At 33.1% G+C, this 18,971-nt stretch carries 17 protein-coding genes; 1 reads left to right on the top strand and 16 read right to left on the bottom strand.

Going from position 1 to position 18,971, the window contains the following annotated elements:
* Positions 1–16: 16 nt before the first annotated feature.
* The 16 genes from QE109_RS00305 to QE109_RS00230 all read right to left on the bottom strand — a co-directional run bounded on the left by QE109_RS00305 (position 17) and on the right by QE109_RS00230 (position 18,285).
* On the bottom strand, positions 17–1,303 hold the full coding sequence (locus tag QE109_RS00305) for a methionine gamma-lyase family protein (protein WP_281092362.1): 1,287 nt from the start codon (positions 1,301–1,303) through the stop codon (positions 17–19).
* Between the two features lie 24 nt (positions 1,304–1,327).
* Positions 1,328–2,953, bottom strand: a complete 1,626-nt coding sequence (locus QE109_RS00300) for a putative manganese-dependent inorganic diphosphatase (protein ID WP_281092361.1) — start codon at positions 2,951–2,953, stop codon at positions 1,328–1,330.
* 149 nt (positions 2,954–3,102) lie between these two features.
* A complete protein-coding gene (gene deoD / locus QE109_RS00295; protein WP_281092360.1) occupies positions 3,103–3,810 on the bottom strand; it encodes a purine-nucleoside phosphorylase in 708 nt (235 codons plus the stop codon).
* Between the two features lie 179 nt (positions 3,811–3,989).
* Entirely contained in the window at positions 3,990–8,228 is a 4,239-nt protein-coding gene (locus QE109_RS00290) for a 2-hydroxyacyl-CoA dehydratase (RefSeq protein ID WP_281092359.1), read from the bottom strand.
* A gap of 170 nt (positions 8,229–8,398) precedes the next feature.
* Positions 8,399–9,217 carry a response regulator gene (locus tag QE109_RS00285; RefSeq protein ID WP_281092358.1) on the bottom strand — a complete coding sequence of 273 codons (819 nt, stop codon included), beginning with the start codon at positions 9,215–9,217 and terminating at the stop codon, positions 8,399–8,401.
* Positions 9,218–9,231: 14 nt separating this feature from the next.
* Complete coding sequence (locus QE109_RS00280; protein ID WP_281092357.1) at positions 9,232–10,383, bottom strand: AI-2E family transporter; 1,152 nt, start codon at positions 10,381–10,383, stop codon at positions 9,232–9,234.
* Between the two features lie 189 nt (positions 10,384–10,572).
* Positions 10,573–11,241: a deoxyribose-phosphate aldolase gene (gene deoC / locus QE109_RS00275; protein ID WP_281092356.1), complete on the bottom strand. Its 669-nt coding sequence runs from the start codon at positions 11,239–11,241 to the stop codon at positions 10,573–10,575.
* A 115-nt stretch (positions 11,242–11,356) separates the two neighbouring features.
* Entirely contained in the window at positions 11,357–11,893 is a 537-nt protein-coding gene (gene hpt, locus QE109_RS00270) for a hypoxanthine phosphoribosyltransferase (protein WP_281092355.1), read from the bottom strand.
* A 64-nt stretch (positions 11,894–11,957) separates the two neighbouring features.
* On the bottom strand, positions 11,958–12,845 hold the full coding sequence (locus QE109_RS00265; RefSeq protein WP_281092354.1) for an FHA domain-containing protein: 888 nt from the start codon (positions 12,843–12,845) through the stop codon (positions 11,958–11,960).
* A gap of 23 nt (positions 12,846–12,868) precedes the next feature.
* Complete coding sequence (locus QE109_RS00260) at positions 12,869–13,102, bottom strand: Flp1 family type IVb pilin (protein WP_281092353.1); 234 nt, start codon at positions 13,100–13,102, stop codon at positions 12,869–12,871.
* A gap of 25 nt (positions 13,103–13,127) precedes the next feature.
* Positions 13,128–13,658 carry a hypothetical protein gene (locus tag QE109_RS00255; RefSeq protein WP_281092352.1) on the bottom strand — a complete coding sequence of 177 codons (531 nt, stop codon included), beginning with the start codon at positions 13,656–13,658 and terminating at the stop codon, positions 13,128–13,130.
* 36 nt (positions 13,659–13,694) lie between these two features.
* A complete protein-coding gene (locus tag QE109_RS00250) occupies positions 13,695–14,420 on the bottom strand; it encodes a type II secretion system F family protein (protein WP_281092351.1) in 726 nt (241 codons plus the stop codon).
* Positions 14,389–15,576, bottom strand: a complete 1,188-nt coding sequence (locus tag QE109_RS00245; protein ID WP_281092350.1) for a CpaF family protein — start codon at positions 15,574–15,576, stop codon at positions 14,389–14,391. The genes QE109_RS00250 and QE109_RS00245 overlap by 32 nt, the downstream gene beginning before the upstream one ends.
* Entirely contained in the window at positions 15,576–16,364 is a 789-nt protein-coding gene (locus tag QE109_RS00240; RefSeq protein ID WP_281092349.1) for a hypothetical protein, read from the bottom strand. The genes QE109_RS00245 and QE109_RS00240 overlap by 1 nt, the downstream gene beginning before the upstream one ends.
* 150 nt (positions 16,365–16,514) lie before the next feature.
* Positions 16,515–16,868 (bottom strand): hypothetical protein, encoded by a 354-nt coding sequence (locus tag QE109_RS00235; protein WP_281092348.1) that lies wholly within the window; start codon positions 16,866–16,868, stop codon positions 16,515–16,517.
* A 19-nt stretch (positions 16,869–16,887) separates the two neighbouring features.
* Complete coding sequence (locus tag QE109_RS00230) at positions 16,888–18,285, bottom strand: oxaloacetate decarboxylase subunit alpha (RefSeq protein WP_281092347.1); 1,398 nt, start codon at positions 18,283–18,285, stop codon at positions 16,888–16,890.
* Between the two features lie 224 nt (positions 18,286–18,509).
* Here QE109_RS00230 and QE109_RS00225 point away from each other — a divergent pair, with 224 nt between their 5' ends.
* A complete protein-coding gene (locus tag QE109_RS00225) occupies positions 18,510–18,959 on the top strand; it encodes an Lrp/AsnC family transcriptional regulator (RefSeq protein ID WP_281092346.1) in 450 nt (149 codons plus the stop codon).
* Positions 18,960–18,971 lie beyond the last annotated feature (12 nt).

Raw genomic sequence — 18,971 nt, 5'->3', positions numbered from 1 at the left:
CATTTAATAGATTTTATTAGATAGTAATTAAATTACTATTTTGCAGTGTTTGTAAAGATTTTATTACTCCAAATTTAGAATGTTCATACGTTAAACCACCTTGAAAATATGCAATGTATGGAGGTCTAATTGGTGCGTCAGCACTTAGTTCAATAGAAGAACCTTGTACAAAAGCTCCTGCTGCCATTATGACATCGCTGGTATATCCAGGCATTGCCCATGGTTCTGGTGTAACAAAGCTATCAATTGGTGATGCGCTTTGTATACCTCTACAAAATGAAATGACTTTGTCAGGCGTACCAAATTCGATCGCTTGTATGATGTCACTTCTGCTTGCTTCAGGTGATGGATTTACTTTGTATCCAAGTGTTTCGTAAACTTTTGCACATAGTATCGCACCTTTCAACGCACCGCTAACGACTTTTGGTGCCATAAAAAGGCCTTGTAAAATAGGACGTGTTTGACCAAATGTCAATCCGCATTCTTTACCAATTCCAGGAGATGTCATACGTCCGGCAACTTGTTCAATTAGTTGACTTTTTCCTACAATATAGCCACCACTAAGTGCTAATCCACCACCGGGGTTTTTAATTAAGCTTCCCGCTATTAAATCAGCGCCTACCTCAGTGGGTTCTTGATAATCTAAGAACTCACCATAACAGTTATCCACCATTACTATACAGTTAGGAGCAATTTTTTTAACTAGTTTAATTACTTCCGCTATTTCAGAGATCTTAAGTCCCCTTCTCCATGCATAACCAGCAGAACGTTGGATATAGATGACATCAGTTGGTTTGGACATAGCCTCTTTTATAGCTGTCACATCAAATGAACCCTCCAGGTTAAGTGGAACTTCATCATAGATTACCCCTATGTCTAACAAAGACATAGATTCTGATTTGGACAGTCCAATCACTTTTTCAAGAGTATCATATGGTCTGCCTGTGATGCTCAACATTCGTTGTTTAGGTCTAAGGATGCCCGTTAACATCAGTGTCAATGCATGAGTTCCAGATACGATAATCGGGCGTACAATAGCATCTTCTGCACCGAAGACAGTCTTATAAACATTTTCTACAGCATCCCTACCAATATCATCGTAGCCATAACCGGTATTCCAGTTAAAATGTATATCTGATAATTTGTTTTCTTGCATAGCATGTAGTACTTTTAACTGGTTAAACTCAGCAATGTCATCAATAGCTTTAAATTGAGGATTAATTTGAGCTTCACACTTTTCAATATAAGAAAGCGTAATTTGCTCAATTCCGAGTTTGTGATAATAGCTATATTTATTAAGCATTTATTTGTGTTTCCTCCTTGAGGTCTATTTGATCATATTGATGGCGTTAATAAGCATAGGAATAATTTGTTTTTTTCGAGAAACAATATTATCTATAAATGTTCCTTGTTCAACTGATTTTTCAAAAGCCATGCTCATCAGTCTATCGTGCTTACTTACATAAAGAGTATATGAGCCTTCTTTGATAATATCAGTGACGAGCATTAAAGTTAAGAAATGATCCTTATCATCATGAATGTTCTGAATTAATTTTAAGTATTTTTCTTTATTTTCAATAATCTCTTCAAAATTAAGAGTGAAAACTTGAGACACACCAAGTTTATACCCTTCAATAACAAATTCTTTAAAATCATTAAAGAAAATTTCACTGACAGTACGTCCTTCAAGAGAAGTTCCATTTTTAAACATTTCAAGTGCATATTTTGAAAGATCAATCGCAGCAATTTCTTTTAAAACTGAAACGGCATGTTCATCAAAATAAGTTGTAGTAGGTGATTTTAAAAATAAGGTGTCCGATACAATTCCAGAAAGCATAAGTCCTGCAATTTCTTTGGGAATATCGATATTTTCTTCTTTAAATAGTTGAAAAATAATTGTATTTGTACTTCCTACAGGCATATTTCTAAAGGATATTGGTAAATTGGTATTGATATCACCAATTTTATGGTGATCAATAATTTCTAACACCTCTGCTTCAACCAGTCCGTTTGCAGACTGTGAGTATTCGTTATGGTCTACAAGAATCACATTCTTTTTTGTTGGATTCAGAAAATGAGTTCTACCAATAATACCTAGATATCTACCTTGTTCGTCAACCACTGGAAACTTTGAATGCTTAGAGGTCTGGATAATTTCACGACAATTTTCAAGGTATTCATCTACTCTAAACTTCATGAGTCTACTGGTATTCATAATTGTACTGACAAAGTTCGTTTGATTGATGAGTTTTGAAGTTGAATAAGTGTCATACGATGTACGAATAAGGTTAACGCCACTTACTTTTGCCTTGTCAATTAACAACTCCGGAATTTCCAAATCACCTGTTACTATAATTAACTGAACTTTAGTAAGAATAGCATGTTCAATTATGTCAAAACGGTCTCCTGTGATGACGATTGAATCAGGTTCTATGCGATGCTGTTTGATGATTGTAGTTTCATGAAATGCGGTTATAACAATATGCCCATTGATATCGCTGTGACCATAGTTCAATATATCTGCATTTAAGTCTTGCTTAATATTATTAAATGTCGTGTGTATAGCGTGATAATCACCATTGATTGCATTCATAGCAATATCTTTCATGGTGATAATTCCGATGAGGTATCCATCAGGATCTACGATCGGTAAAGTTCTAATCTTATATGAATTCATATGATTATACGCTTTTAGAATAGAATTTGAAGGTTCCAAAGGCAAGATTCTATCAAAATCCAAATCTTTTAACTGAATTTTGACATTTTCAATCATTCGAGGTTTCTGGACTTCAAAATAATCAAGTACAAATTCAGCTTCTTTGGCAATTTCACCTAAAACACATGGTTCTGTAAGCTGCCCACATTTGTTTTTTAAATATGACAGTGCAATCGCAGAGGTTACACTATCTGTGTCGGGATTTTTATGACCAAATATAAGTATTTTATCTTCCATTAATAGTGCCCCTTTCTCTATTTCATCCAACATTATAACACAAAAAAGGGTGCATAAGCACCCTACTAAGTCTAAAACTTATTAAGTTTTGGTCGATTAGGACATAAAAACGAGACAAGGATAATTAATCTATCGTTAAGACCAGCTAATTATTTTGTAACAGTATCTAAGACTAATTTGATCATCTCGCCAAATGTACGCTCTCTTTCTTCAGCAGTAGTCTCTTCTTGTGTAACTAAAGAATCACTCACTGTTAAAACGCATAGTGCACTGGCATCATACTTAGCTGCTAAAGTATAAAGTTCAGCAGCCTCCATCTCAACCGCTAAGATATTGTAATCAACTAACTTAGCATTGCGATTGCTATTATAGTCCTCATAGAAACTATCTTCAGATAAAATATTACCAACATGAACTTTCATGCCATTGCTTTTAGCTGTCATATATGTTTCATGAAGTAATTCAAAGTCAGCAATAGCAGCAAAATTTACACTACCGAAACGACGATTATTCATATTTGATGTTGTAGAAGCACCTTGAGCTAAAATGATATCTCTAATTTTTACATGTGGTTTCATAGCACCACACGAGCCAACACGAATTAGTTTCTTAACATCATAAAAGCGCAATAATTCGTTAACGTAAATTGATAAAGATGGCATCCCCATACCTGTTCCTTGAACAGATACCCTAACACCATTATAAGTTCCGGTAAAGCCAGACATTCCACGAACTTGATTGTAACATACTGGATTTTCTAAGAAAGTTTCAGCAATATATTTAGCTCTAAGCGGATCACCAGGTAATAATACGATATCTGCGATATCGCCAAGTTTTGCATTAATATGAGTACTCAAATCTACACCTCCATAATTTATCTACTTCATTATATCAGAAATAAAAAACGATTGCCATGTAAGGTTAACACAGCGTCAGTCTATTTATTAAAGAATATATTAATTAAAAATTATAAGAACCTACTATAAATCACTTATAGTAGGTTCTGCTTAACAATACCTTACAAATTTAAAAAAGTTTATTTATCATTTGAAGGTGATATTTTTTCGTGCGCTGTTGCTAACATAAGCTTAATTCTGTTGATTTGGTTTACTTCACTAGCACCAGGATCATAATCAATAGCAACGATATTTGATTCTGGGTAACTTTGTTTAAGTTCTTTGATCATGCCTTTCCCAGTTATATGATTTGGTAAACAGGCGAAGGGTTGCATACAGACGATATTATCAACGCCACTATGAATTAGTTCTACCATCTCAGCAGTTAGAAACCAACCTTCTCCAGTTTGATTACATAAAGATAGATGTGGCTCAGCAAGTCGTCCAAGCTCTTTGATATGTTTTGGACCACTAAAGCGGTTACTGTTGTTAAGTGCAGTAACCATAGGCTTACGATAAAACTCAATTAATCCAATTAGCACTTCGCTGGTTAATCTTGCTTTCATAGTACCAGATAAATATTTGTTCTTAATAACGCTGTTGTATGCTGTGTATGAAAAGAAGTCAATTAAATCTGGCATAACTGCCTCAGCACCTTCTTTTTCAATTAATTCAACAATATTGTTATTTGCAGTTGGATGGAATTTCACTAAAATCTCACCCACTAAACCAACTTTTGGTTTGTAAATATCATTTAAAGCAATAGCATCAAAATCAGCGACAATAGCTTTAATATTTTTATTAAAAGTTTTCTTGTCCCCTTTCATAAGTGATACTTTACATTTATCCACCCAATCTGAATAAAGAGCATTTGCTGATCCGCTCACAGCTTCATAAGGTCTTGTTTTATAGAGCACACGCATGAATAAATCACCATATAACATACTTTGAACAAGTTTTTCTAGTAGTGGTCTCGTGATCTTAAACCCAGGATTGGATTCTAACCCCAAGGCGTTGAGACTGATAACTGGAATATGATCCATTTTGGCACTTTTTAGAGCTTGTCTGATAAATGCGATATAGTTAGTCGCTCTACATCCACCACCAGTTTGAGTGATGATTAATGCAGTTTTATCCAAATCATATTTGCCAGAATTTAGTGCATTCATCATTTGACCGACAACTAAAATTGATGGATAGCAAGCATCATTATTAACATACTTTAAGCCCTCATCGATTGCACCAGTATCGATAGATGGTAAAACTTCGATATTATATCCTTCTGGTTTCAAAGCAGCCTCAATAAATTGGAAGTGAATTGGCGACATTTGCGGAACCAAAATTGTATGTGTTTTTCTCATTTCTTCAGTGAAAATGACGCGCTCAGCTGCAGGAGTAAATTCTACAGGAACAAAGCATCTTTTGTCACGTTCGTTGATAGCAGCGATTAAAGATCTTACGCGAATTCTAATTGCGCCTAAGTTGTTGATCTCGTCTATTTTGATGAGTGTGCTAATTTTACCTGTTCCTTCAAGAATTTCTTTAACCTGATCAGAAGTAACCGCATCAAGACCACATCCAAATGAGTTGAGCTGAACAAGTTCAATGTCTTTTCGTTTTGAAGCAAATGTTGCAGCAGCATACAGACGTGTATGATAAACCCATTGGTCCACCACGCGTAAAGGTCTATTGACATCGTCAAGATGTGCAACTGCATCTTCAGACAGAACTGCAAAACCATATGACTTGATCAGTTCTGGGATACCGTGGTTGATTTCAGGATCGACGTGATAAGGTCTTCCTGCAAGGATTATACCTTTAATATTGTGTCTTTCTAAATATAGAATTGCCAATTCACCTTGTTGTCTTACATCGGCTTTGTATTTTTCTAGTGCAGCATATCCATTGTCCACTGCTCCATAGATTTCATCCTTATTTAGACCCCAAGATTTTAGTTCTTCAAAAAGTCTTTTTTTCATGCGGTCAGGCGAATCAATTGGTAAAAATGGATGATGATACGCTGTTTGTTTGTTTTTTATATGATCTACATTCACGTGAATTGTCTCTGGATATGAGGTAACAACAGGACAATTGTAATGATTGTTAGCGTTTTGATCTTCCTTAGTATTGTATGGAATACAAGGATAAAATATCTTGTCAACTTTTCGATTGATTAAATCTTCAATATGACCATGAACTAACTTAGCTGGATAACAGACACTCTCTGATGGGATAGTTTCCATACCCATTTCATATATTTTTCTAGATGAACGAGTAGAAAGTTCAACTCTATATCCTAATTGAGTGAAAAATGTTACCCAAAATGGATAGTCTTCATAAATGTTTAGAACTCTTGGGATACCAATCGTTCCACGAGGTGCTTCTTTTCGACTTAGAACAGGATAATCAAAAACCCTATTGTATTTATAATCGTATAAGTTGGGAAGCGTATTTTCAGAAACCTCGATCCCCGCACCTCTTTCACAACGATTGCCGGTAATGTATTGTCGATTATCAGAAAAGTGATTAACAGTGAGTTGACAATGATTACCACAAAGGTTACAGTGTTTTGTCTCTGTTTTAGTACTAAAATCGTTTAAGGCATCGTCCCTTAACATTGCACTTACATAGTCTTCACTATAACGTTCTTTTGAGATTAAAGCAGAACCAAATGCCCCCATGATGCCGGCGATATCAGGTCTAACAACCTCTTTACCAGACACTTTTTCTAGTGCTCTAAGAACAGCGTCATTATAGAATGTCCCACCTTGTACAACAATTTTTTCGCCCAAATCTTCAATTGAACGCATTCTGATTACTTTAAATAATGCATTTTTAACAACAGACATAGATATTCCTGCTGATATATCTCCAACAGTTGCACCGTCTTTTTGTGCTTGTTTTACACGTGAATTCATGAAAACAGTACAACGAGTACCTAGATCAACAGGTTTTTCCGACATTAAACCAAGTTTTGAAAAATCTTGTACAGTATGATTAACTGAATTTGCAAAGGTCTCAATAAATGAACCACAACCAGATGAACATGCTTCATTTAACATAATTGAGTTGATAACACCATCATTGATACGTAGGCTTTTCATATCTTGGCCGCCGATATCTAAAATTGAATCAACGCCAGGTAAAAAGTAGTCAGCGCCTTTGTAATGTGCAACTGTTTCAATTTCACCATGATCAATTTTTAGTGCAGCTTTTATTAAACTTTCACCATATCCAGTAACCGTACTATAAACGATTTTAGCTTCAGGATGTTTTTCGCTATAAAACTGTTTAAGTGCAGCGATTGTAGTACTTAATGGATTGCCTTCATTTGATCCATAATGGCTGAAGACAAGATTTTTTGCATCATCAATTACTGCTATTTTTGTAGTGGTTGAACCAGCATCGATGCCCAAATATAAATTTCCTGTTACATCAGAAAGTGATCCGCGTTTTACTTTATGGAGTGCGTGTCTTGCTTTAAATGATTCATAATCATCATCTGTTTCAAACAGTTTGTCAAGTTGCCCATCCGTGTCAGGGCCAACGCAATATATATTAGGCATTTTATCGTAGATACATTGTGGTTCCAAAGCTTCAGCATTAAACGACTGAAGAGCTGCACCTATTGCTACAAAATATTGAGGATTATCAATAGCTATAATATCTTCATCAGCTAAGTTTAAAGTTACTTCAAATCTTTTTCTAAGTTCTGAAAGAAATGATAAAGGTCCACCAAGAAAAGCAACTTTACCACGAATAGGTTTACCGCAAGCAAGTCCACTGATCGTTTGGTTAACAACAGCTTGTAGTACAGACGCTGCAATATCTTCTCTGGATGCACCTTCATTAAGTAAAGGTTGAATATCTGTCTTTGCAAACACACCACAACGTGAGGCAATTGGATATATCTCTTTATGTTGAGTAGCAAGTAGATTTAGACCTGTTGCATCAGTTTTTAGCAAGGATGACATTTGATCAATAAACGAACCCGTACCACCAGCACATGTTCCATTCATACGCTGTTCTACACTTGTTCCAAAATACATAATTTTAGCATCTTCACCGCCGAGTTCAATTGCAACATCAGTTGAAGGGGCATATTTTTTTATAGCTTTTGAACAGGCAACAACCTCTTGTACAAAACCTACACCAAGACTTTCTGCAAGTCCTAGACCAGCAGAACCTGTAATCATTAATTTGAGTTTTGCAGCATTTAAAGTGTTTTTTGCATCTTCAAAAAGAGTACTTACCGTATTTTTAACATCTGAGAAATGACGACGATAATCTTTAAAAATAATTTGGTTATCTTCATCTAAGATAACCATTTTAACAGTAGTAGAACCTACGTCTACTCCTACATTATAAGTTTGTTTCATATTGACACCTCGGTCAGATTTATAATTTAAGTTAAAGGTAATGTAAAGTCAAACTAATATATATTATAATACTTTTTTTAAAAAATAAAATAACAAAAAAGTTAAATTTAAGAAATTTAATGACATGAAAGGTTTATTCATGTCATTTTTGGCACATCTATTGCATGGAACTAACCTATATTTTTTTCAATTCGACCAGCTAAAATACTTAATGCATTTTGCCTTGGATCAATTTCGTTTGGTAAATTTATAAATTCTATATCAAAGCCAAATTCATCAACATTTTTATTGATAAAATAGGATTCACAAATACCTTTATACAATGCTACTACTTCCGTTTTCATATGGATTGACTTTTTATGTAGTACAATAACAAAGCCATTATTGCTGTATGAAATTACTTCATCTTCTATATTGAGTGATTCTTCTAAGTCTTTGTATAACCCTTTGATAATAGCGATATCTCGTACGTTATTAGCAGGTTGAGCAGGATTTTTTTTATTGTAAACTAAAATTAGTCCTATTAATAATTCATGGTTTTCTCGAACTGCTTTCTTGATAGATTTATATATAGAAGTATCAATCTGTTTTTGTGAAGTTGCTGGTAATGTTTTTGCACTATCAATAAATTTAATATGTGTTAAAAGTTTTTGTTTCATGTATTCATCATCAAAAGGCTTAAGAATATAATCATTGGCTCCTACCCTAATTGCCCTTACAAATGACTTTCTCGTATTTAGGCTTGTTGAGATAATGACCATAAGGTTAGGATTTATCTCTTTGAGTTTTGTAATTAAATCATATCCATCTTCAGAGCCTAAATTGACATCAATAATGATTAGATCTAATACAGATTGTAAATTACCAACGCGATTGATAGCTTCATACATCGTTGTGGCACTAACAATTTCAACAGGAATACCATCAAGAATTTTCCGGATTCGATAGACTGTCGTTGCATTTATGTCAATTACCATGATATTTGTCATTTAATCCCCCTTACTTAAGTTGACTTATGATGTTTTTTTCTAAATCTCAAGTTTTGTTCTTCAAGTCCATCATATCCTTTAGCAGCAAGTTTTCTCTCAATGTCTTCTTCAATTAAAGTTTTTATCAGAACACATACAGGTACGCCCAAAAACATCCCTAAAATACCAAAAGATGCACCACCAATTGTTACAGCGACGATTATCCAAAAAGCAGAAACACCTACTGAATCACCTAGTATAAAAGGTCCTATCACGAGTCCATCCAGTTGTTGAATGATCAAGATAAGTAATAAGATGTATACGACATCAATTGGATGAGTAGGATTAGCAATTAAAGTAATAATTCCTGCTGGTATAGCACCGATAAATGGTCCGAAATATGGAATCATATTTGTTATGCCAACAATTAAAGCAATAACAACAGAATATTCAAATCCAAATGACACAAAGATGAAATAAGATAAAAGACCGATTATGGTACTATCAATTAGCTTGCCGATAACGAAATCTTTAAAGATCATATCACTCATCCTTGAGATATAAAACACCCATTGAACTTGTTTGTCATTAAAGTATGCATAAAGTAATCGTTTTATTCGAGCAATAAGATCGTTCTTTTCAGCGAGCATATAAAGTGCAATAACAAACGAAATAAGAAATGAAATTAAACCAGACGTTATTTGCTGAAGCTGATTCACGATGATCATTACAGCGGTACCTGTAAAATTAGTTAACTTTTGAAGCATAGGTGTTAATGTATCAACAATAGTTTGCTGAAGTTGTTTCAAATAAATGTTATTAAAATCGATCTGGTTAAGAAAGGAAAAGTCTACAGCTTTAGTCATGTCTATTGCACCAATTGCTTTAATCAATGATGCAACTGCTTCAACTATATTTGGAAAAATTACAAACCCAAGTAGAGTCAGTAAAGCAATAAATAAAACCACGGTAATTAAAATGGAGATCATCCTAGATAATTTTACGCGTTTTTCTAAAAATCGAACAACATAATCCATAATATATGCCAAAATAAAGGCCATTAATATAGGAGCAAGCGCAGCGGCAATATATTTCCAGAGTGCTGTTTTTGTCAAAATGAGAATTAAAACAGTAGCAACGATAATCAGTTTTGAAAAAGAAGTGATTTTAATATCTCTCAGATTCATTTTGAGCTCCTATTGTAGATGTTAGTATTATTTTTGATTAATATATATATTATATATGATTTGCGAATGAAATAAAATTAAAACTATATAAACAGTGAGTTGTAATTTAATTGGAAAATAGAGAGATATAACTTAAAAAGCGAGTTGACATAAATATATTATGACAACTCGCTTCGATATTTTATTTAATTAATAATCTGAAGTACTAGTATTGCTTTTGTTAGCAATGTCAATTGAAGCAGAAGCACCAATTCTTGTAGCCCCAGCATTGATCATAGCCATAGCTGTTTCATAATCTCTAACGCCACCAGATGCTTTCACTTCGAGTGCCTCTCCTACTGTTTTTTTCATAAGTGCAACATCCTCAGCTGTAGCACCACCAGTGCTAAAACCAGTTGAAGTTTTAACAAACTGAGCACCAGCTTCTTTAGAGAGTTCACACGCTTTAACGATTTCGTCTTTCGTAAGTAAACAAGTCTCTAAGATAACTTTCAAAATTGCATTGCCTTTTATTGCTTCAACTACTGCAGCAATATCGGATTTAACAAAATCATATTTGCCATCTTTTAAAGCCGATACATTAATTACCATATCGATTTCATTTGCACCATCTTCTACTGCTTTTTTTGCTTCAGCAGCTTTGATAAAAGTGGTACTTGCACCTAAAGGAAAACCAATTACTGACGTAACTTTCACTTCTGATCCTTTAAGTTCAGAAGCTACTAACGGAACAAAGTAAGGATTTACACAAACTGAAAAAAAGCCATGTGTTTTTGCTTCGTTACAAATTTTGATGACATCAGCGTCAGTAACGTTTGGTTTAAGAATCGTATGGTCAATGGTCTTTGCGATATTCATATAATCACCTCTTATTTATTTTCAGTTCAATCATACTGGATTGATACCCAATCGTCAAACAAGAAACCTAGTTTTTATAATAAGTTTACAATAGTAAAATTATAAAATCCCCTTATTATGAGTAAACAGATTCTTTAAGAGTTGCTATATAAGGTAAATTTCTATAGCGTTCAGCAAAGTCGATTCCATAACCAACGATGAATTCATCAGGAATTTGATAGCCAATATATTTTACATCAAGTTTTGCAATTCTTCTTTCTGGTTTATCTAAAAGCGTACATATTTCTAAACTGTTTGGTTTTCTTGAATTAAAATTTTCGGTTAGATAATGGAGTGTTAATCCTGTATCGATAATATCTTCTACTATAATGACGTCTTTTCCTTCTATGCTATAATCAAGGTCTTTTAGAATTTTCACAACACCTGAACTTTCAGTAGAATGTCCATAGCTAGAAGCAGCAATAAAATCAATTTGAATTGGAAAAGGTATTTTTCTCATCAAATCACACATAAAAACATTCGCCCCTTTTAACACACCTATCAATAAAAGATCTTTATCTTTATAATCAGCTGAAATTCTAGCAGCAAGTTCTTCAACCTTTTCATTTAACTGAGCTTCTGAATAAAGAATTTCTTTAACATCATTTTTCATTTTGTTCTCCTTTTGCGGTTTATTAATAGTTTTGTTAGTCACAAGTACTATAATATCACAAAAGTTAACGTATAAATATTAATTCTTTTTCTCCAATTTGGATACAATCACCATTGACAATTGGTGTTGAAATATCGATTTGCTTACCATTTAAAAAGGTTCCATTTGTAGAACCCAGGTCTTTCACGTGATAATGATGCCCTGTTTTAACTATAAGAGCGTGCTCACGACTTACAGAAGGTGAATTTATATGGATGTTACAAGTATCTTCTCTACCAATTACAATGTGATCAAAGTATAATTTGTAATTTTCATTTGGATTAGCTTTGACCATGAGAATTGGATGCGAAATCTTATGAGTAGTTTTACTCTGTTGATTGATAAGTTGATTAGACTTCTTTTTTGGACATATTCTATGCCAAATTTTTTTTTTGTTTGACGCCTCTTTTTTGTTGGAAAGTTGCTTTAACCAATTGAGTAATTCTTTAGGTGATAAACTCAAATTTTCAATTGTTTGTAGGTCATCAATTATATCAGATTTCAGGAGTACAATAGCAATTAGTTGTGAAATTTCAAAATCGGATTTAAAATCTTTAATAGGAACATAGCGCCAAAAAAATTGATTTAAGAAATGGTCATAATAGATATTTGAAGGTGAAAAATCTATTTTATCAATAATAAGTAAATAGTCATCACATGCTTTATATAAATCAATTATTTGCTCAGCAAAGTGTGATAAAAATGCGAAATCAAGATACTTTGCATCTAATAGTTCCTTAATCGTTTGATAACACCCCTTCTTTTCCCAGGAAAGCTCAATAAACTGCATATTTTGATTTTGAAGTTGGTGCACTGCAAAAGTTTGAAAACACATGATGTCAACCTCATTGATCATATCAGCTTCAAACTTTTCTAATTGTTGTGTATGAATAATTATTCTATTTGTTTGCAAGCGATTCTCCTCATTTATAAGTACTAATTATTAAACAAGCTATCAATTTGATTATTGTCTTTTATACCTTGCGTGAGTTCATTAAAAAATGAAACAGCAAAGGTTCTAAATAGAAATGCTAAACCAATTAGTACAGCAATAATGATAACAATTTCAATTGTGCCCATACCGGACTCCGAATTTAAATTGAAGTTTAGGCAGTGTTTTACGCGTATTGTTTTCTTAGTGATAATTGACTTTAAGTTATTTAAGAACATAGAATTCTCCCCTTATTATATAGTATTAAAACATGAGTATAACTGGTGTAAGAACAACCATAATGACACTAATTAGAGATAGCATAAGTAAAAATGTCAATTGAATTGTAACAGTTTCAGACTTCATCCTCGCTTGGGTAAGTTTGTTTTGCCAGAGCTCGTCATGATATTTTTCAAGTGCACTGACTGATGTACTCGCACCAGTAGTATGAATTTGATTGATTAACCTTACGAAACGCCAAATTTCTTTACGATCTTGATGAGTTGCAAAACGATTAATCGCTTCAATTGCAGAAGCATTGACGCCCATTAGTTTGATAAGGTCTTCATCTTTACAATGAGACTTCAAAGTAAGTTTTAATGAGCGCTCAAGTGTTATTCCTGCGCCATAGTTGATTAAAAATTCTTGAATAAGAATTGCTAGCTCTTTTTCAAAATAGGTGATTTTTTTCTTGTTTTGTTTTAAACCTGTTTTGATTAAAGCACTATCTAGTTTAGAATTTAGTTGCTCTAGTTTCTTGTTGAGTTGTCCTAAAGTGTCAAAGATATAGTGCATCAGCCTCCTCCTTTAGTTGATTTTATGGCATGTTAGCTAAATATCAAATCGTACTATTTTCTCAGAAATAAATTTCATAATGATAATTAATAAAAAGGACAAACTCATTACTCCTTTCCCAATAAGTGTTTGGTACAATATAACCATGAAATCTGAAGAAGTTGATTTGATAAAAAGTATAATAACCATTGGTGCGATGCATAAGATGCTTTGCTCCATTTTCTTTTGAAAGAGAATTGTATTTATTTCTTGTTTGACTTTATATGTCATGTAGAGTTTATCTAGTGTAATATCTGCTATGTTCGATGGATTTGAACCTGTTTCTTTACTTAAAAGCATCATTCTTGAAAAAAGAGTTGCCTCTGGAATCGGAAATCGTTCGTTGAGAATTTCAAAAATAGATTGTACATCAATACCTAGTTGAATGGAACGATTGATTATATGCAATGTCTGACTAGAATAACTTTGATCATGATGGAGCTCTTTTGATGAGGCTATTATTGCTGAATCGAACCCCATGCCAATCGCTAAATTTGAATTGATTTGGTTGAGAAAATCTATAAAACTATCTAAATAATATGCATTTAAATCTTTATCATAGTAATTACTGACTTTTAGCAAAACAATATTTAGTATTATACTTACAACGACTAATCCGATATTGGCGTAAAAAGCATAAAATCCAAGTGCATAAAATATAAGATCAAATATAAATTTTGAGCGATCTAAATTATTGATTGAAAACATCTTGAATTTTATCATGATACCTCCTGATTTTATGATTCATGGAAATTTTAGAGATAAGTTCTCCTATAGTAAGTTCACTTGGTGAATCATCCGAAAAAAGAGTATTTAATATATAGTCTGAGGTTCCTTTTTCAACTTCAGCTATTTGCGTAATACTTCTTAATCCATTAGGAAGCTTCTCTACAAAAATTATAAAATCAATAGCTGATATAATTTGTTTTCGAATAAGGAGATGGTTTATCTCACTATAGCTACTTGCGATGACTTCGAGACGTGTTAACATATCAAAGGGTGAATTGCTATGGCCTGTAGAAAGCGAGCCATCATGGCCAGTGTTCATAGCCTGAAGCATATCTATTACTTCATCTCCACGTACTTCGCCTACAATGATTCGATCAGGTCGCATACGAAGTGCATTTTTGATAAGATGACTCATAGTAATCTCATTGTTTCCTTGAGCTTTTCTTGTTTCTAAAGTGACGACATTTTTGTGGTGTTTTAAATTGAGCTCAGCAGCATCTTCAATGGTAATAATGCGTTCGTTTGTATCAATGTATGATGATAGACAATTGAGTAGTGTGGTTTTACCAGTACCTGTTCCACCGCAGATAAATAAATTAAATTTACATTTTATAAGGATTTCCATTAACTGTGAGAGAGTCTGTGTAAACATGCCAGACTTAATGAGTTCCTCGCTACTGCTAAGTGCCTGCTTAAATTTTCTAATGGTTACTATAGGGCCTTTCAATGCAATAGGATCTAGAATAACATTGACTCGTGAACCATCCTTTAATCTTGCGTCTAAAGTTGGATAAGTTAGATTAACTTCTCGACCAACTTCAGTAGAAATTTTATGGATGAGTTGCATTAATTGTGTTTTATTTTCGTAAGCAAAATTAGTAACTTGGAGTTTTCCATCGATTTCAATGTAAATTTTATCAGTACCATTAATCATTATTTCAGTTATTTCTGTGCGATTAAGAAGTGGTTGAATGAGGCCATAGCCAAAAATCGAATCTTCTATTAGTAGAGAAATTTTCTTTTTATCTTCTAAACTAAAAATATTCAAGAGATCAATTTTATGGTGTATTGCTTGTTTTATTTCTTGTTCACTAAATAAACTAATCTCTTCTTGAATTTCCTTTTTTATTTTCTCAATTATTTGATACACTATTTAACTCCTTGCATTTTCTCTATATTTTTCAGCAGGTTTCCTTCAAAAAAGTTAGAATTGTTTTTATGAGGCTTAATTTCTTGTATATTGTATGGAAATGAGTAAATTGTAGCGTTTGTAAATTGCTTTATTCGAGTTGGATAATCTGATTCGAAGTTTGATGTAACTAAAAATACAGTATTAGCGATCTCAAGCAGTTTTTTATCGAGACAACTTTTTAGAGGATAACTGATGATGAGGACACTGCTTTTTAGAGATATGGCATCAACAAAACCTAAAATTTCTTCTACTGGTGAATTAAATAAATCTGGAACAGTGGAAATTAGGTCTATGATTGTGTGTTTGGGGATTTCGATAGATGAATCTATTGACCATTGGTAAAGTGAAAAATTACTATTAGGTACATAATTTAGTGAAACTATATACTCTATTCCCAATTGTGTAGCGAGAGATTTGAAAAAAATATCACTACATTCAATATTTGATTCACTAGTAAATAAATAGATTGGAAGCTTAGCGTTGCTTAATTGTGCTTGAATATTTCGATAGCTTTGATACTTCGATATACACTTGTAAGGCGTTATAGATTCGCCTAAGACAATAACTTGTTCTTTTGAAGTAATGACAGCCTCTATAAAATTGAGATCACTTTCATCAATGATCAATGTATCTGTTTCTGAAAGTAAGTCGAGTTCACTTCTACTGATGATTTCAAATTTATTCGATTGAATTTTAAGTTGCTGATATAGTCGCCTAGTGTAATTATTTTCTACTAAATAATGCATTATGCCACCTTCTTGATAAAAATTCCAATAAATGTAAAATAAGATAAATCAATTATAAACCCATAATATTACAATTGCAACACAAAATTCCATTATTATACATAAAAAAATACACATTCTCAAATGTGTATTTTAAGTTTAACTCAATAACTATTTAGTTTTTTTACCATAAGGATATTTTTTAAGAAATACTTTTTCGTTTTTCTTCCACAAAAATAAGCCGTATATCATACCAAAGAGTATGAAGAAGAAAAGCGAAAAAGCTGCTTGCATGATATTGTATTTAACACTCTCTTTAATGAAAAAATTTAGTATAATCATTATCGCTGAGTAGATTAAAAATGTTGGAAAACCCCACGTTAACGCACCAAATCGAAAAGTGAATTTTAGTTTACCTTGCTCTCTAGTTTGTGGCCATGTATCATAAACTAACTTATCATTTTCAGCATCTCTAGCCTTTTTCTTTGCATCTCGATCTGTGGGTGTTTCTTTTTTATTGAACATTTATGCCTCCATTTTTGTTTTAAACTGGATGCGTCTTCTCTTCTTTATTCACCATGTCAGAATCAATTTTATATTTCTTAGCTTGTCTAAATTTAAAATAATCTTCTGCTACATTAGGAAAAAGTGTATAAGAAAGAACATCTTCATCTTCTTCAATATACTCTTTTATCTTTTCTCTTTCAAGTGCTAAAATTGGCTTCAATAAATCAGCAGGTCTACAAGTGATCACTTCTTCATCGCCAATTATTTTTTTTATAATTTCTTCTTTTATAGGTACTGTTGGACGCCCATACATGCCCTTAACGTATTCTTTGATTTCTTTTGGCACCATTTTATAACGTTCACCCATTATAACATTTAAAACTGCTTGAGTCCCCACCATTTGGCTTGTAGGTGTCACAAGTGGTGGAAAACCAAGATCCTCACGTACTCGCGGAACTTCTTTTAAGACTTCTTCGTATTTATCAAGTGCATTTTGTGCTTTTAGTTGAGAGACAAGATTTGACAACATACCTCCTGGAACTTGATAAACCAAAGTGTTGATATCGACACCTAACATCTTCGGATCTAAAAGGCCCGTATCAATTGCTCTTTCTCTAATTGGTGCAAAATATTGAGTTACTTTATCGAGTTTACCTAGATCAAGTCCTGTATCAAACGCTGTACCTTTAAGTGCTGCAACCATTGGTTCGGTAGCAGGTTGAGATGTACCTAGAGCAAATGGAGATATAGCTGTATCAATGATATCTATTCCGGATTCTATTGCTTTAAGATACGACATAGATGCTAAACCACTTGTATAGTGTGAATGAATCTCAAGAGGCACTTTAACTGAGCTTTTTAGAGCTTTTACAAGTTTCTCAGTTTCATATGGCGTAAGTAGACCTGACATATCTTTTATACAAATTGAATCTGCTCCCATTGATTCCATATCCTTTGCAAGTGCAACATATTTTTCAATAGTATGTGCTGGACTGATGGTATATGAAATAGCAGCTTGTGCGTGTGCGCCTTCTTTTTTTGTTGTTAATAGTGCAGTCTCAATATTTCTTATATCGTTAAGGGCGTCAAAAATTCTAACTATATCTATACCATTTGAAATTGCTCGTTTTACAAACTCTGTGACAACATCATCTGGATAATGTTTATAGCCTAGTATATTTTGACCTCTTAAAAGCATTTGAAGTTTTGTGTTTTTTACATTTTTACGAATGATTCTAAGACGTTCCCATGGATTCTCATTTAAATACCTTAGTGAGGCATCAAAAGTAGCACCTCCCCAACATTCTAGTGCGTGATATCCGACAGCATCAAGTTGCTCTAAAATCGGAACCATTTCATCTGTTTTTAGTCGTGTAGCGATTAGTGATTGATGTGCATCTCTTAATATTGTTTCAGTAATTTTTATCGCAGCCATTGCTAAACCTCCTATTGCTAAATCCCACTTTTTTTGAGCTTGGTTATTCATCCAAAGTTTATCATTTGTATATATTTCTGTACAGGCGATTGCAAAAGTGATAGACTATTCTTAGTTAATTTAATAAATATAATTGAATTTACACTTTATTTTATTGGGTCACAAGTCGAATGTGACAAAATCAAAGTACTTGGATTACGATAATTTTTATTAGGGAGAAAATCATGGATTCCACAGATATTAGAATAATAAAAATTTTACAACAAGAAGCGCGCATTTCTATGAAAGAACTTGGACAGAGAGTTAACCTTACTTCTCCAGCAGTATCAGAGCGAATTAAAAGATTAGAGGAAAATGGAATTATTGAAGGTTACTCAGCGATTATAAATCCAAAAAAACTTAAACTTCATGTTGAAGCAATTGTACATGTTTCTATGAAGGTAAGTTCTCATCAAAGATTCAAGAAACTAGCTTCTGAGGAGAGAGAAATTATTGAATGCTATCATGTAACGGGTGAAGATTGTATGACGGTTAAGGTCATATGCGAGGATACGCATCACCTTGAAGCATTACTTGATAAAATACAAGCTATTGGTGATACAAGAACAGCTATAATTCTTTCGACACCTTTAAAAAGAAAAGCAATTGTGCCATATAACGATGAAGGAATATAGATGAATAGTAAG

This window comes from Fusibacter bizertensis, assembly GCF_029914245.1.
GTDB classification, from domain to species: Bacteria; Bacillota; Clostridia; order Peptostreptococcales; family Acidaminobacteraceae; genus Fusibacter_C; species Fusibacter_C bizertensis.
The sequence above is the reverse complement of the archived record's forward strand: the minus strand, read 5'-3'. Positions and strand labels throughout refer to the sequence as shown.

Coding starts and splice junctions, on each gene's coding strand:
- QE109_RS00305 (WP_281092362.1), bottom strand. CDS start 1,303: ATGCTTAATAAATATAGCTATTATCACAAACTCGGAATTGAGCAAATT.
- QE109_RS00300 (WP_281092361.1), bottom strand. CDS start 2,953: ATGGAAGATAAAATACTTATATTTGGTCATAAAAATCCCGACACAGAT.
- QE109_RS00290 (WP_281092359.1), bottom strand. CDS start 8,228: ATGAAACAAACTTATAATGTAGGAGTAGACGTAGGTTCTACTACTGTT.
- QE109_RS00285 (WP_281092358.1), bottom strand. CDS start 9,217: ATGACAAATATCATGGTAATTGACATAAATGCAACGACAGTCTATCGA.
- QE109_RS00280 (WP_281092357.1), bottom strand. CDS start 10,383: ATGAATCTGAGAGATATTAAAATCACTTCTTTTTCAAAACTGATTATC.
- deoC (WP_281092356.1), bottom strand. CDS start 11,241: ATGAATATCGCAAAGACCATTGACCATACGATTCTTAAACCAAACGTT.
- hpt (WP_281092355.1), bottom strand. CDS start 11,893: ATGAAAAATGATGTTAAAGAAATTCTTTATTCAGAAGCTCAGTTAAAT.
- QE109_RS00260 (WP_281092353.1), bottom strand. CDS start 13,102: ATGTTCTTAAATAACTTAAAGTCAATTATCACTAAGAAAACAATACGC.
- QE109_RS00255 (WP_281092352.1), bottom strand. CDS start 13,658: ATGCACTATATCTTTGACACTTTAGGACAACTCAACAAGAAACTAGAG.
- QE109_RS00250 (WP_281092351.1), bottom strand. CDS start 14,420: ATGATAAAATTCAAGATGTTTTCAATCAATAATTTAGATCGCTCAAAA.
- QE109_RS00240 (WP_281092349.1), bottom strand. CDS start 16,364: ATGCATTATTTAGTAGAAAATAATTACACTAGGCGACTATATCAGCAA.
- QE109_RS00235 (WP_281092348.1), bottom strand. CDS start 16,868: ATGTTCAATAAAAAAGAAACACCCACAGATCGAGATGCAAAGAAAAAG.
- QE109_RS00230 (WP_281092347.1), bottom strand. CDS start 18,285: ATGGCTGCGATAAAAATTACTGAAACAATATTAAGAGATGCACATCAA.
- QE109_RS00225 (WP_281092346.1), top strand. CDS start 18,510: ATGGATTCCACAGATATTAGAATAATAAAAATTTTACAACAAGAAGCG.